Below are 13588 nucleotides of genomic sequence, written 5' to 3' on the forward strand. Positions count from 1 at the left end.
TTATGCAGACCATATTTCGTACATTTTTTGTTTTGTTCATTCTCGCGTTAACTGCGAACGCGCAGTCGACCTACGTACCGACGGCCGGTGCCTGGGAACGCCGAACACCGGAGGCGGCGAGGTTCGACGCTGTGAAGCTGAAGGAAGCGGTAGACTTTGCGATCGCTAATGAGTCGAAAGCTCCGCGGAGCCAGGAACTGGGGCAAGCACAGACATTCGGACGCGAGCCTTTTGGCGAAGGAATCGGGTTGTTCAAGGACCGCGGCGAGCCGACGGGGTTGATCATTCGGAATGGTTACATCGTTGCGGCGTGGGGCGAGCCCGAACGCGTCGATATGACCCACAGCGTGACGAAGAGTTTTCTCTCGGCGGTCGTCGGACTTGGCCTACGATCGGCGGCTGATCAGGTCGCTGCAGGATAGGGCGGGTGATTATTCAGCCGTTACGTTGACTTATGACCCGCAGCAGCGTTTCGCTGAGGCCGAGAACTTTGGCAAACAGCAGTACATCGATCTTTTCACTTCCGACCATAACCGCAAGATCACCTGGGAACATCTGCTGCGTCAAACGAGCGATTGGGAAGGTACGATTTGGGGCAAACCGGATTGGGCCGACCGGCCGGACCGCGATGCCTCGTCGTGGCTCGCCCGCAAACGCAATGCGCCCGGAACGGTCTACGAATATAACGATGTCCGCGTGAATGTCCTCGCGCTCGCCGCTCTGAATGTTTGGCGGCGGCCGCTGCCTGAGGTTTTGCGGGAATATGTGATGGACGAGATCGGCGCGTCGAACACGTGGCGGTGGTTCGGGTATGAGAACTCGTATGTGGTAATCGACGGAAAGATCATCCAATCGGTCAGCGGCGGTGGCCATTGGGGCGGTGGAATGTTCATCAACGCATACGACATGGCGCGGTTTGGGCTTCTAACGTCGCGAAACGGCCGCTGGGGAACGAAACAGCTTCTTTCAGATGATTTTATCCGACAGGCTAGATCGCCTACTTCTGTGCAGCCGACATACGGCTTCATGAACTGGTTTTTGAATACCGATCAAAAGTATTACCCATCGGCTCCGGCGTCTGCTTTCGTTCACGTCGGCAATGGTACGAATATCATCTACGTCGATCCCGACAATGACATCGTTCTCGTCGCACGCTGGATCGAGAACGCGAAGATAAATGAATTTATCGGGAAGGTCATGGCGAGCCTAAAAAACTGATTCTTGCCCGTTATTTAAAGAACAGCTGATAGCCGTCAGTTAATGGCCATCAGCTGTTCCTCGATCATCGGACTTACTCGAGATATCCGAACTTGCCCTGCCGGTAATCGTCGATCGCCATAGCCAGTTCTGCCTGCGTGTTCATCAGGAACGGGCCGTACTGGGCGATCGGCTCGTTCAGCGGTTCGCCGCTCATCAATAAGAATATGCCGTCCTCAAGCGCCGCCACCCGCAGCGTTTCGCCGTCTTTTTCGAATAAAGCCAGATTGTTGAGCGGCAATTTCTCTTCACCGTTCAGCATTGCCGAGCCCTCGATAGCAAGCAAAGCCGTCGTATAGCCTTCGGGATAGGTCAGCTCGACAGTTTCGCCCTGCTTCATCTTCAGGTTGTAAAGATGGACGGGAGTGAACGTCGTCGCCGGGCCTTTTACACCGCCGAATTCACCGGCGATTATCTCAACCTCGCCGCCTAAGGGGAGTTTGACGCGACCCATTTCGGCATTCGTGATCGCCTGGTATTTTGGCTCGGTCATCTTGTCCTTCGCGGGCAGGTTGACCCAAAGCTGGACCATCTGAAAAGGCCCGCCCTGCCGGTTCGATTCCTGCTCGTGAAACTCTTTGTGAAGCAGGCCGCTGCCGGCCGTCATCCATTGCACATCGCCCTCGCCGATGATGCCGCCTCCGCCCCAACTGTCGTGGTGCTCGACCTTGCCTTTGTATGCAATGGTCACCGTTTCGAACCCGCGATGCGGATGCGGCCCGACGCCGAAGGGCTCTTCCCGCGGCGGAAACTCGGTCAACGCACCGTAATCGAGCAAAAAGAACGGGCTCATCCGCTCGCCCGACAGCGGCCCGTGCGGGAAAAATCCGTGCACGTTAAATCCATCGCCCACCCAATGCTTCGGCGGCGGCGGAACGATCCTCTCAACTTTTTTCACCTGCCCGGCCTGTTTTGTTTGTGCAGTCATCTTTGATCTCCTTGTTCTCCTTTGCGACTCTGCGTCGTTGCGGTAAAAATACCATCCACCGCAAAGTCGCAAACCCATTACAAGAAGTCTATCGGTTCAGACCGGCAATGTAACCATCAATTGCGGCAGAAAGGATCTAATACTTTTGGGTGAGTCAATGCAGAAGCCCGCGCGTTAGCAAGGGCGTAAACTCGTTCGGAGTGGACCCCACGCCACGATAACAGGTCATTTAATCCGTCGAATCTTGAAAATCAAACGGAATATCCTCTTGGCAATATAAAACGTAGTCGACCGCAGCGATGACGTGCTTTGGCTTCCATAAGTATCTGGTGCTCGCTCCGCGCGACCAGATCTTGCGTTCACGATCGACCACGTTCGCTTCCCGCAGCCTTCTTGTCGAATAAGCTTTGAGCTCGTTTACGATCTTTTCCGGTTTGCAGCTCGCACTGACCACCGCGTGGCCATGATTCGATCGGATGTTGACTGCCCGCAGGACATAACTCCGCACCCCACAAACTTCTCGGACCGCGGTCGCGACCAAACGCCTGCATTCCGCCTCAAGCGTGAACGACGGCTGAGCTTGTTGGTGTTTCATCGCGGTTACGAATTCATTGCGTGGTTTGATCATCGGAGCGCCAAAAACATTGTTCGTCCCATCGCGTCCGACTGAGCTTCGGGCATCGCCGTGGTGCCACGTTCCAAAGGTTCGGAAGGTCAGCAGATAGGCGATCGGGAAGTCATTGTTCTCGTAGATCTCGAAACCGTAGTCGTCTAACATCGTTTCCTTTTGTACTTCGCCTGTGTGATCTAAATTGCTCGCGTTTCAGCGAGCACTACGCCCTTGCTTACGCGCGGGCTTCCGCATTACTCGCCCTATTCTTCACGCCCTTGCTTACGCGCGGGCTACTGCATCTATCTTCCTCGCGACCATCAGCCCGTCTCTTATTGGCAGAAGGATGTTCTCGACGCGGTCGTCGGCTAGGACCATTTGATTGAAGTCGTGCAGGGCCTGCGTGTTCTCGTCTTTCTCTTCGTCGAGCACGCGGCCGCTCCAGAGGACGTTGTCGGCGATGATGAAGCCGCCGGGGCGGACCAGATCGAAAACGAGGCGGTAATAGTTGGAATAGTTGGGCTTATCGGCGTCGATGAAGACGAGGTCGAATGGGCCTTGCATATGCGGAAGGAGGAATGCAGCTTCACCGAGCCGCAGTTGGATGCTGTCGGCGTATTCGGTTTTATCGATAAAGCTTTGGGCCACGGCGTTCGTTTCTTCGTTGACGTCGAGAGATACGACCCTTCCGCCCGCTGCAAGGCCTTCAGCCAGGCAAATTGTGGAATAGCCAAGGTAAGTGCCGATCTCCAAAACGGCCATCGGGCGGATCATCCGCGAGAACATCGACAACAAACGGCCTTGATAGAAGCCGGAAAGCATCGATTTGTCTTCATAACTGGCTTCGCACATTTCGCGAAGCTCACGCAGCACAGAGCTTTCGTCTGAAGTGAAAGATTCGCCATACTGGACGACGGCTGAATGATCTTTGTCCTGAATGAAACTCATATGACGTAATTATAGTTGATGAATATCGAACCACTAGAAAACGATCGGATTGACGCGGTGGTCGAGCTCTCCCTACAGGCTTGGGCGCCGGTCTTTGAGTCGATCGAACGCACGTTGCATCCTGACCTCTTCCGCCGATCGTACCCCGACGGCTGGCGAGCGAGCCAGCAGCAGGCCGTGACGGACGTCTGCTCGTCCGGCGAGTTCGAGGTTTTCACCGCAAACGAGGGCGACGAAACGCTCGGCTTTATAGCGATCCGTCTCGACGAAAAAACGAAGATGGGCGAGATCTACATGATCGCCGTCGATCCGGATAAGCAGGGCCGCGGCATCGCATCGGTGCTCACTGAATTCGCCTTGACCAGAATGAAAACGGCCGGAATGGAGGTCGCGATGGTCGAAACGGGGGCCGATCCGGGCCACGAGCCTGCGCGGCGGACCTATGAAAAAGCGGGCTTTCATCCCTGGCCCGCCGTCAAATACTTCAAATATCTCTAAAGGTCGACGCGAACCAGCCCCCGCCTGATGGCGGTCGTCGCTGCCGATGTTCGGTCCGAAACGCCGATCTTGCCGAAGATGTTCTGGACATGCGACTTTATCGTATTTTCGGTCACATCAAGGGCAAAAGCGATCTCCTTATTCGACATGCCGCCGACGATCATCCGCAGCACGTTCGATTCGGTCGGCGTCAATTCTTCCTGGCCGATGTTCTCGCTCAGGATCTGCGCGATGTCATTTGGGATATACTTTCGGCCTGCGGCGACCGTGCGGATCGCGTTCAACAACTCGTCCGGCGATACGTCCTTACAGATAAATCCGCTCGCACCCTTGGTCAGAGCCTTTTTGATCTCGGCGTCGCCTGCATGTTCGGCCAGCACAATTATCTTTGCCTTTGGGTCTTCGATGAAATAGTCGTCGAGATCGTCGATCGAACACGAATCAGGGAATCTGAGCCCAAGTATGATCACATCCGGCCGCAATTCGCGAAACAACCTGAGGCCGTCGGCACCATTGTCAGTTTCACCAGCGATCGCGACGCCGGTCTCAGCGCCGATCACAGCACGGATACCGATCCGTGTAAGCGGCTGGCTTTCGGCAATAACTACGGTCGTCATGCAAGGTTTGCTGTAAATTCTACAAGCGGCCGGATCAGATCGGTATCGTAATTCGTCTTCACACCCTGCATCACCGCCGTGATACGTTCAAGGCCCATGCCCGTATCGACAGATGGGGCCGGCAGCGGTGTCAGTTTAAAAGTGCCGTCCGGTTCCTGCGTACGGTTGTATTGCATAAAGACGAGGTTCCAGATCTCCATCGTCGTGTCGCCCTCGCCGTTGACCCAGATGGCCGAGTTCTTTTCCGGGTCGTGCGGGTCGTCGCCCATGTAGTAATGGATCTCGGAACATGGGCCGCATGGGCCGGTATCGCCCATTTGCCAGAAATTATCTTTTCGTCCGAACCCTAGGATCCGCTCGGGTCTCGCGCCAACCTTCTCCCAAAGTGCCCGTGCCTCGTCGTCCGGCCCGACCTCGTCGTCGCCTTCGAAAACCGAAAACCAAAGCCTCTCAGTATCGAGCCGAAGTTCATTCACCAAAAATTCCCAGGCATACTTTATCGCGTCTTCTTTGAAGTAATCTCCGAAAGAAAAATTACCGAGCATCTCAAAGAATGTATGGTGGCGAGCCGTTTTGCCGACCTCGTCAAGATCGTTGTGTTTACCGCCGGCACGTATGCACTTTTGCGATGAGACCGCACGCTTGTATTCGCGTTTTTCATTTCCGAGAAACACATCCTTGAATTGGTTCATTCCCGCGTTCGTGAAAAGAAGCGTAGGGTCATTGGCGGGCAAAAGCGGCGATGAATGGACGATCTTGTGCCCGTTCCGCTCAAAATATTCCAGAAATTTCTGCCTGATCTCAGTACCTGTCATAAAAAAAGAATACTAGCACATCGCGACTTCTGCGAATAAGGCGCAAAAAAGCCGGACGTAGTCCCGACGTCCGGCATCAGCTCTAAAGGAGAATGTGGGATCACCTCCCCACAGCGGCCTCCGCAGATTACCTGCGAGGGCGAAAGCGAACGGCCGAGTGGGATGTTCGTGAGTGTCCGGCCGTTCTCTTTTCAAAAACCTGATCGCTCTCAAGGACCGCCCTTTCGTCAATTGTCTGCGATACCCGAAGAGCGATCGTCGATTAGTTCGGCATTACGACCGTGTCGATCACATGGACGACACCGTTCGATGCCTTGACATCAGCGATGATTACCTTCGATTTGCCGCCCTTCTCGTCCATCAGGATGACGTTCGCACCATCGAGCATAGCGGTGATCTTGCCGCCCTGAACGGTGGTGAGTTCAGCTTTGCCATTTCCTTTCTTGATCGCCGCAACCACTGACTTCGCATCGAATTTGCCGGCCACGACGTGATAGGTCAAAACCGCAGTGAGCGTACCTTTGTTCTCAGGCTTGAGAAGCGTCGCGACGGTTCCAGCCGGCAGCTTGCCGAATGCATCGTTAACCGGTGCGAAAACTGTGAACGGGCCCTTGCCCTTCAGCGTGTCAACCAGGCCTGCTGCCTGAACTGCTGCAACAAGAGTGGAAAGATCCGATGTCGCGACAGCAGTGTCGACGATGTCGGCTTTCTTTGTGTCCATGGCCATCTGAGCCGAAACGGCAGATGCCGAAACGCCCATTACGAGTGCGAATGCAAAAACACTTAAAATCAACTTTTTCATAATATCTCCCTAGCTCGTTTGTTTTTTAATTGTCAAAAGGAAATAGATTCCCCTTTGGCTACAGTTTTCGCAAAGGCTCTACTATCGGATTCAGAATGTGATGAATAATTCTTTCTAATGAGGGAGAAATATATGACGCGTGTGTTTTGGGGGCCGAAATTCGGCTAAACGGCTGGCGATATTCTGCGATCTTCGTTTTCATCGATCTCTTCTAAGATCGATTCGCCTGAACTTTCATCGCCGCAGGTCCAACGCCAGCTTTCATATAGTCGGATCCGTCCGTCGGGCAATATTTCAGGCTTTGACGAGCAAATCCCGGTCATCAACGTTCCCTTGCTGTTGACGTGTTGGTATCGCATATCAAGCGAACCGTCGCTAAGGACCTTTGCGATCAGGGTTCCGAAAACGATCTCACCATCGCCATATTCTCCCCAAACGATATCGCCTTTCTGGTGATAATGAAACCGAGTCTCACTGCCGACCTCGCCATTAATACTATTTGAGGCCGCACGGAATCGGCGATCGTTATAGTCGATGGTCATATAGCTTCGATCTCGTCGATGTCGCCGGATCTAGGCAGCGAGTTGAGCTTTGAACGGACCAGTTCAAAGCCAAAGCCTTGCCTCAAAAGGTGGTCGTACAGCTTTTTCAGATCTTCCCGCGACTGCGGCATTCCTTTCGATCGTAAACGCCGCTCGATCGCGAGATCGATCAAACCGTCCTCCGGAAATTTTTCGAAAGCCTCACGCACTGCGGCCTCGGCCGTCTCCTTGTCGATCTTTTTCTGCGACATTGCGAATTGGAGCCGACGCTTTCCTTGCGGCCGCTGACGCAGTTTGGAGGTTGCGACCTCTTTTGCGAACTGATCATCGTTCAAATAATTGTATTCCTTTAATTTCTCTAAAACACGGTCGACGATCTCGCTATCGGTCCATGGCTTCTCGAGCAGCCGTTCCCGAAGTTCAGCGACCGAACGGGGTTTTGCGGCCAGCAGTTTAACGGCGCGATTCATCGTCCGCTCGCGCGCCCGTTCCCGGTCCGCGATCACTCTTTCACTTTCCTCGAACTTTCGGGCCTGCCGCCTCATCGGTGCTCGTTCCTCCGATCGATACGATAAGAATACCGCATACACCGGCGGCAGTAAGCATTTTCCGCAGCGTTGGTCTAAAATGGGTCAAATGGATGGCATCCTGATAATCGACAAACCCGAAGGAATGACCTCGCATGATGTTGTGGCACGGTTGCGGCGGATCCTTAAAATAAAAAAGATCGGCCATACGGGGACGCTCGATCCGTTTGCGACCGGCGTACTTGTCATGCTCGTCGGGAAGGCGACCCGACTTGCACGGTTTCTAGACCGCGACATCAAGGAATACGATGCGCTGATCAATTTTGGTTACGAGACCGACACCGGCGACCGAACCGGAACACGGAAAGAAACTGAAGCGGTCATGGAGCAAAAACAAATAACTCCGGAAGATCTGATTCGGGTGATCGCAGAATTCATGGGCGAGATCAAACAGGTGCCGCCGATGTATTCCGCAAAAAAGGTCGATGGGAAAAAACTCTATGAATTTGCCCGAAAGGGCGAAGAGATCGACCGCGATCCGATCGACGTAACTATATTCAAGATACAGATAAGTCAGGACAGACTTCCGGCCGAACCTGCGCCGGGCACCTGGAATCTACGGTTCCTCATCAAATGTTCCGCCGGAACATATATCCGTACGCTCGCCGAAGACATTGGCCGCGAGTTGGGCCCGCGAGCTCATTTGGGTGAACTGCGTAGGACCGGAGCTGGCCGGTTTGACCTTTCACAGGCGTTCTCGCTGGACGACCTCGAGCGTCATGATGATCCGGCAAGTTTGCTCATACCGATGTCTGAAGCCGTCAGCGACCTGGCCGAGATGAGGCTTGATGCTGAGCGCGTAAGACGTACACTCGACGGGCTTCCCACGGGATTCGTCGACGAGGCAGTGAACGACGGCGATGCGGTCCGAATGGTCGACGAAAATGGAGAACTCATTGCGATCGGAACCTTTTGCAGCGGCGAGAATGTTGTCCAGCCAAAGGTCGTTTTAGGTTAATATTACTGCCGTGAGGAGATGATGAAGAAAAGAAATCTTGCGATAGCGGTTGGCGGTGGATTGGCGGCGGCGGTCGCTGTAAAGATGCTGACGCGCGCAAAAGCGGTCGATTGGGAATCGGTCTCCCGAAGTGTTCCGCACTCCGACCGATCTCATTTTGTAAATGTCGATTCGGCACGCGTGCACTATCAGGAATTCGGCGATAGTTCGAATCCGCCGATCATTTTGCTCCACGGCTATACGGCTTCGGTATATGTTTGGAAAACTGTCGCGCCGATCATCGCCGAGGCCGGTTTTCATGTGATCGCGGTAGACCTTCTTGGGTTTGGCTATTCAGAAAAGCCGGCTTGGTTCGATTATTCGATCGGGTCGCAGGCGCGGATGATATCGCGTTTCATGGACCGGCTTGGCATTGGTCAAGCCGTCATCGTCGGCAGTTCATACGGCGGTGCAATAGCGGCGACCCTGGCGCTTGACTATCCTGCACGCGTCGGCAAACTCGTCCTGGTCGATGCGGTGATCAATGATGATGTCAAGAACCACCCGATCCTTCGGCTGGCATCGATACCTGGTGTCGGCGAGGTTATCACACCCTTCTTGGTTGATTCGCGGATGTTCCTGAGGATGCGTATGCAAAATACTCTCGCTCCTGCGAACCATCACATGATCACCGACGAACGGATCGCAAATGTCCGCCGTCCGCTGAATGCAGCCGATGCTCATCATTCGGTCCTTGCGACCTCGCGAAACTGGCACGCCGAGCGCATCGAAAAGGACGCACATTTGATCAACCATCCAACCCTTTTGATCTGGGGAGATCAGGACAACGTTATACCGATCGCGAACGGATATAAGCTTTACGGATCGATCGTTCACTCGCGTCTTGTTGTTTTTAAGGACTGCGGCCATGTGCCGCAAGAAGAGAAGAGTGAACTTTTCGCCGAGATCGTTATCGAATTTTGTCGCCACGCCAAAGGCGAAATTGGCGAACGAAGCTCGGGTGACGTTGCTCTGACCGGCGTCTGACGTGGGTGCTGTCCGGATCCGGAATTTTCTCGATGACACATCCTGATTCAATCAGGGCCGATCTATCGAACGCGGCCCTCTACGGCAGCGGGGTCTTTACGACGGTTGCGATCATTAGGGGCAAGCCGTTGCTTTGGGAGAAACATTGGCGGCGCCTTGCTGCAAATGCGTTATCGATCGGTCTCGACACTTCAGGCTTCGATGAGCCGTTCGTATCCGGTGCACTTCGTGAGGTGATCGAAAAGAACCAGGTCGTAAACGGACGAGCGAGGATCACGTTTTTTGACGGATCGGAAAGCGTTCTGTGGTCCGAGAAGGACGAGAGAAAATGCGGGATCTCTATCATCACGGGTGAACCGCGAAAAAAGCCCGAAGTACTAAAGTTGAACGTATCGCCTTACCGGCTGAATTCCGCTTCTCCGCTTGCAGGCGTTAAATCGTGCAATTATCTGGAGAACATCCTCGCATTGAACGAGGCGCGACGCCGGGGCTATCACGAGGCGATCAGGTTGAATCAACGCGAAGAAATTGCAGGCGGTTGTATGTCGAACGTATTCTGGCTTCGAGGCGGCGTACTCCACACACCAAACCTCGCGACCGGTTGCCTGTCCGGAACAACTCGTGAGTTTGTGATGGAAAAACTCGCGTGTATCGAAACAGCAGCGACCGTCGATTCGCTCAGGCAGGCTGACGCGATCTATCTCACTTCTGCCGGTTTTGGTATCACGCAAGTGTCCGTATTCGAAGAAAGGCGTTTTGATGCAGGATCGCAGGCGATCGAAGCCATATGGCCGCGATAATCCTGGGCGCAAAAACACGAACACCGAGGAACGGCGTTCGTGCTTTTTATTCACAAGAACGGGAACGTTTTAAGCCGCGGTCTCGAAAAGTGCGAGGATCTGCTTGCCTTCGTTTGAACGCGGGTCGATCGTTCGAAGGTGTTTTTGGCCCTGCATTTCCCAAATCGCTGTCACCGTGCCTTCTTTTTCAACTGCCTGGTAATGGACGTCTTCGGGCTCGGCGGGCACCTCGTTCTCAATAGCATCGGCAACCGGCTTTTCCTCGGTCGCTTCGGCGGTCTGCACTGCTTCTTCTGGCATCAAAATTCGATTTCTCCTTAAAACGTTATCAAAACTGAACTTTTTATAGAACAAAGAGTTTTACACACATACTGCGGTCTTGTCGAGCATCATTTCGACTTGACCCGCTTTGGCGTCAGCTCGTAAAACCAAAAATCATTGTTCGGCTGATCTATCTTCAACTCGTCCGCTTTACCGCTTCGGTCGATGGTAAAGGAAACGAATCCGCGAGGAAAATTGTATGCGACAGATGGCCGCCATTTGATCTGAAACGTATCGTAATGCCAATGTTCGAGATCGGCGACAAATCTCGGTGACCTCGAAAACTTCATTACGAGACGGCCGTTTTCTTCGACGATGTTGACCGAACCGTAAAGCTTGTCGCTATACTCGCCGAAGTAATCCGAGAGAGCAAGACTCGGTTTTGTGTTGGCAATTCGGCTTGCAGTTTCGGTTTTCGATCTCTCAGCATCGGCTGCGGCCATCGCTTTCACCCTGGCAAGGAACTCGGCATTCCAGTCGCGTTTCGGTGCTCCGACCATGACGTCGGTGATCTTATTCATCATTACCGAGTAAGCCTGAAACTCGCTGTTCGTCAAGATCACAAATCCGGTGTTTTCCTCGGGTATCAAAACCGTAAAGGACAACATGCCATCTAACCCGCCGCTGTGATTGACTATCTTACGGCCGTGATAGTTGTAGGTGAACCAGCCCATTCCCACGCCGCTAAACTGCCGTGTCGGATTGGTTCGCGCCGCGTCCTCCGAGATCGGAAGAAACATGTGCGGCTGCCACATTTCCCAGATCCGGCCAGACCCGACCAGCTGTTTGCCCTCGAAAGAGCCTCGTCCGAGCTGAAGCCTGATCCATTTTGACAGATCGGAAACCGACGAATTGAGTGCCGCCGCCGAATACGCTCCATCCACATTTCCGCGATGCAATACGCGCAGCTTTCCGCCCGATTCGTTATGCGGAAAAGCGGCATTTTCAGGCAGGTCATTGACACTGCATGTGGTTCGTTTCATATCCAGCGGCGTCAAGATGCGATCGGTAACGAATCCGCACCAGGATTTGCCCGAAATCTTCTCTATGATCCGGCCGGCCGCGATGAACATAATGTTCTGATAACCGTAGCGCGTTCGGAAGCTTGAGACCGGCTTCAAATATCGGACGCGCGACAGTATTTCGTCGGGTGTAAGATCGGCCTCGTACCAGAGAAGGTCTCCGCTGAACGTATCGAGCCCGACCCGATGTGTGACCAGATCGCGGACGGTCAATTCGCTTGTGACCCAAGGGTCATACATCTGAAATTCCGGGAGAAATTTCGAGACCTTGTCATCCCAATTTAGTTTTCCTTCATCAACGAGCATCGCCAGGCTAGCGGTCGTAAATGCTTTTGAGTTCGAAGCGATCGCAAACACCGTATTCTGATCTACCGGAGAGTTCCGCCCGAGTTCACGTGTGCCGTAACCCCTTGAAAAAACGACCTTGTCATCCTTTACGATAGCTATCGCCATTCCCGGCTGCCCCCAATCGGCCATCACCTTTTGAGCGTAAGTGTCGATCTCGGCTACACGGTCCTCGATCGTTTGGGCCGATGCCATAAACGGCACCAATGTCAGGATCAAAAGCAGCTTTGCATACTGATTGAATTTCATATTTTTCACATTGTCTCGTGTCGACGGTCAACAGCGTCCATTCGCCCTCGACGCCTGAGAACGATCGGGCGCCGCTCTCGCTAAATTCGATCCCCGAGCCGGCCATAAGATCCTTGACCGTTCGCGAAGCTATCAATTCTCGCGGACGGGCATGCTCGGCGATGTGACTTGCCAGGTCGACTGCAGATCCGCTGTCTGCCCAATCCTTCGCGTCACATTCACCCGTGTGAAGGCCGACGCCGACCGCAATCCCCAGACCCGGAGCTGAGTTTCTGATCTCAGCTGCACATCTTATCGAACGAGCAGGCCCATCAAATGCCGCAACAATATTACCATCACCGTCCGATGTCCGCCGTCCGTTGAATAGCACGATCATCCTTTGAATGAATGCAATGGCGCGATCAAGCGCCTCTGACTGCTGCCTTTCGCTGGTTTTATCATCGCCGTTGACCGGTTCGACGCGGACACACATTACTGTCGCAAGTAAGCGGTCGACGGCAATGTCTGGATGCGAGTCGGAAACAAAACCCCTGATTTGCGCAACGATCGGTTCCTGATCGCCGACGAACGGTAAATGATCGTCGCCGTCGAGTTCGACGAACTTGCTGCCGGGGATCAACGAAGCGGCGTAGCGGCCTTCTTCGACCTTCAGGCAGAGATCGCCGCTTCGGTGAATGACGAACGTCGGTACACGGATCGACGGCAGCACATTTCTCACATCGATCTTCGATGCCGACCGCGGTTCCCCATTCACGCTACAAAGCGAAAGCAACACCATCGTTATCGACCAGTTCGGCCAAAATGGTGACATTCCCGTCGCCGGCGATTATGACGGCGATAAACTCGCCGACACTGCGATCTATCGGCCTAGCGTCGGGCAATGGCGGTTCAAACGCAGTTCTAACGGCTCGAATTTTGCAGCCACGTTCGGAACGCCGGCGGATCGGGCGGTGCCTGGCGATTATGACAAGGACGGAAAGCACGATCTGGCATTCTTTCGGCCAAGTACGAATGATTGGTTCATTGCCCGGAATTCAGATCAGTACGCATCGTTCTTCAGCCTGCCGTTCGGAGCAGCCGGCGATATCCCGATCGGTGTAGCGGTGAATCCTTAGCCCAAACGTTCGCCGTCACTTTTGACGGCGGATACCTTGCCCCAAGACAAAGGCGGACGTGACCGTAAAGTGATTTTCGGTAATATCCGCCTATTGCATTTCTGTGACCGCAGGAAATCCTGCAACGATCTTTTTTCCGCTCCCGCTA

General features: G+C 53.9%; 15 protein-coding genes and 1 pseudogene. 6 read left to right on the plus strand and 10 right to left on the minus strand.

Annotated features, from left to right (window positions below):
- Positions 1-2: 2 nt before the first annotated feature.
- Positions 3-1218 (plus strand): annotated as a pseudogene (locus IPM28_12410) (serine hydrolase).
- Between the two features lie 73 nt (positions 1219-1291).
- Here the strand turns inward: IPM28_12410 and IPM28_12415 are convergent.
- From IPM28_12415 to IPM28_12425, 3 genes are all read right to left on the minus strand, one after another.
- A complete protein-coding gene (locus IPM28_12415) occupies positions 1292-2185 on the minus strand; it encodes a pirin family protein (protein ID MBK9173783.1) in 894 nt (297 codons plus the stop codon).
- 229 nt (positions 2186-2414) lie between these two features.
- Positions 2415-2963 (minus strand): transposase, encoded by a 549-nt coding sequence (locus tag IPM28_12420; protein ID MBK9173784.1) that lies wholly within the window; start codon positions 2961-2963, stop codon positions 2415-2417.
- A 114-nt stretch (positions 2964-3077) separates the two neighbouring features.
- Positions 3078-3743, minus strand: coding sequence for a class I SAM-dependent methyltransferase (locus tag IPM28_12425; protein ID MBK9173785.1), 666 nt, complete (start codon positions 3741-3743; stop codon positions 3078-3080).
- Positions 3744-3761: 18 nt separating this feature from the next.
- Between IPM28_12425 and IPM28_12430 the strand changes: the two genes are divergently transcribed.
- Positions 3762-4241: a GNAT family N-acetyltransferase gene (locus tag IPM28_12430; GenBank protein ID MBK9173786.1), complete on the plus strand. Its 480-nt coding sequence runs from the start codon at positions 3762-3764 to the stop codon at positions 4239-4241.
- On the opposite strand, the gene IPM28_12435 is transcribed toward IPM28_12430, so the two are convergent.
- From IPM28_12435 to IPM28_12455, 5 genes are all read right to left on the minus strand, one after another.
- Positions 4238-4858, minus strand: coding sequence for a response regulator transcription factor (locus IPM28_12435; GenBank protein MBK9173787.1), 621 nt, complete (start codon positions 4856-4858; stop codon positions 4238-4240). The two genes, IPM28_12430 and IPM28_12435, sit on opposite strands and share 4 nt — an antisense overlap.
- A complete protein-coding gene (locus IPM28_12440) occupies positions 4855-5673 on the minus strand; it encodes a hypothetical protein (protein ID MBK9173788.1) in 819 nt (272 codons plus the stop codon). Before IPM28_12440 ends, IPM28_12435 begins: the two co-directional genes overlap by 4 nt.
- 262 nt (positions 5674-5935) lie before the next feature.
- Complete coding sequence (locus IPM28_12445) at positions 5936-6475, minus strand: fasciclin domain-containing protein (GenBank protein MBK9173789.1); 540 nt, start codon at positions 6473-6475, stop codon at positions 5936-5938.
- Positions 6476-6639: 164 nt separating this feature from the next.
- The gene (locus tag IPM28_12450) at positions 6640-7017 is read right to left on the minus strand and encodes a n-acetylglutamate synthase (protein ID MBK9173790.1); all 378 of its coding nucleotides are present in this window, start codon (positions 7015-7017) and stop codon (positions 6640-6642) included.
- Positions 7014-7562, minus strand: coding sequence for a regulatory protein RecX (locus IPM28_12455; protein MBK9173791.1), 549 nt, complete (start codon positions 7560-7562; stop codon positions 7014-7016). Before IPM28_12455 ends, IPM28_12450 begins: the two co-directional genes overlap by 4 nt.
- 82 nt (positions 7563-7644) lie before the next feature.
- Between IPM28_12455 and truB the strand changes: the two genes are divergently transcribed.
- From truB to IPM28_12470, 3 genes are read left to right on the plus strand one after another with little or no spacing between them, the layout of a single operon-like run.
- Positions 7645-8562: a tRNA pseudouridine(55) synthase TruB gene (gene truB, locus IPM28_12460; protein MBK9173792.1), complete on the plus strand. Its 918-nt coding sequence runs from the start codon at positions 7645-7647 to the stop codon at positions 8560-8562.
- Positions 8563-8583: 21 nt separating this feature from the next.
- A complete protein-coding gene (locus tag IPM28_12465; protein MBK9173793.1) occupies positions 8584-9588 on the plus strand; it encodes an alpha/beta hydrolase in 1005 nt (334 codons plus the stop codon).
- Between the two features lie 32 nt (positions 9589-9620).
- Positions 9621-10388, plus strand: a complete 768-nt coding sequence (locus IPM28_12470) for an aminotransferase class IV (GenBank protein ID MBK9173794.1) — start codon at positions 9621-9623, stop codon at positions 10386-10388.
- 69 nt (positions 10389-10457) lie between these two features.
- Here the strand turns inward: IPM28_12470 and IPM28_12475 are convergent, their stop codons facing one another.
- Positions 10458-10688, minus strand: coding sequence for a hypothetical protein (locus tag IPM28_12475; protein MBK9173795.1), 231 nt, complete (start codon positions 10686-10688; stop codon positions 10458-10460).
- Between the two features lie 89 nt (positions 10689-10777).
- Entirely contained in the window at positions 10778-12325 is a 1548-nt protein-coding gene (locus IPM28_12480) for a serine hydrolase (GenBank protein MBK9173796.1), read from the minus strand.
- A gap of 674 nt (positions 12326-12999) precedes the next feature.
- Between IPM28_12480 and IPM28_12485 the strand changes: the two genes are divergently transcribed.
- On the plus strand, positions 13000-13440 hold the full coding sequence (locus IPM28_12485; GenBank protein MBK9173797.1) for a hypothetical protein: 441 nt from the start codon (positions 13000-13002) through the stop codon (positions 13438-13440).
- The last annotated feature ends 148 nt before the right edge of the window (positions 13441-13588 follow it).

It is taken from the genome of Chloracidobacterium sp. (genome assembly GCA_016716305.1).
In the GTDB taxonomy this organism is placed as follows: Bacteria; Acidobacteriota; Blastocatellia; order Pyrinomonadales; family Pyrinomonadaceae; genus OLB17.

What these genes read in the sequence shown, in the direction of transcription:
- IPM28_12415 (MBK9173783.1), bottom strand. Translation starts at nt 2,185, where the DNA reads ATGACTGCACAAACAAAACAGGCCGGGCAGGTGAAAAAAGTTGAGAGG.
- IPM28_12420 (MBK9173784.1), bottom strand. Translation starts at nt 2,963, where the DNA reads ATGTTAGACGACTACGGTTTCGAGATCTACGAGAACAATGACTTCCCG.
- IPM28_12425 (MBK9173785.1), bottom strand. Translation starts at nt 3,743, where the DNA reads ATGAGTTTCATTCAGGACAAAGATCATTCAGCCGTCGTCCAGTATGGC.
- IPM28_12430 (MBK9173786.1), top strand. Translation starts at nt 3,762, where the DNA reads ATGAATATCGAACCACTAGAAAACGATCGGATTGACGCGGTGGTCGAG.
- IPM28_12435 (MBK9173787.1), bottom strand. Translation starts at nt 4,858, where the DNA reads ATGACGACCGTAGTTATTGCCGAAAGCCAGCCGCTTACACGGATCGGT.
- IPM28_12440 (MBK9173788.1), bottom strand. Translation starts at nt 5,673, where the DNA reads ATGACAGGTACTGAGATCAGGCAGAAATTTCTGGAATATTTTGAGCGG.
- IPM28_12445 (MBK9173789.1), bottom strand. Translation starts at nt 6,475, where the DNA reads ATGAAAAAGTTGATTTTAAGTGTTTTTGCATTCGCACTCGTAATGGGC.
- IPM28_12450 (MBK9173790.1), bottom strand. Translation starts at nt 7,017, where the DNA reads ATGACCATCGACTATAACGATCGCCGATTCCGTGCGGCCTCAAATAGT.
- IPM28_12455 (MBK9173791.1), bottom strand. Translation starts at nt 7,562, where the DNA reads ATGAGGCGGCAGGCCCGAAAGTTCGAGGAAAGTGAAAGAGTGATCGCG.
- truB (MBK9173792.1), top strand. Translation starts at nt 7,645, where the DNA reads ATGGGTCAAATGGATGGCATCCTGATAATCGACAAACCCGAAGGAATG.
- IPM28_12465 (MBK9173793.1), top strand. Translation starts at nt 8,584, where the DNA reads ATGAAGAAAAGAAATCTTGCGATAGCGGTTGGCGGTGGATTGGCGGCG.
- IPM28_12470 (MBK9173794.1), top strand. Translation starts at nt 9,621, where the DNA reads ATGACACATCCTGATTCAATCAGGGCCGATCTATCGAACGCGGCCCTC.
- IPM28_12475 (MBK9173795.1), bottom strand. Translation starts at nt 10,688, where the DNA reads ATGCCAGAAGAAGCAGTGCAGACCGCCGAAGCGACCGAGGAAAAGCCG.
- IPM28_12480 (MBK9173796.1), bottom strand. Translation starts at nt 12,325, where the DNA reads ATGAAATTCAATCAGTATGCAAAGCTGCTTTTGATCCTGACATTGGTG.
- IPM28_12485 (MBK9173797.1), top strand. Translation starts at nt 13,000, where the DNA reads ATGACGAACGTCGGTACACGGATCGACGGCAGCACATTTCTCACATCG.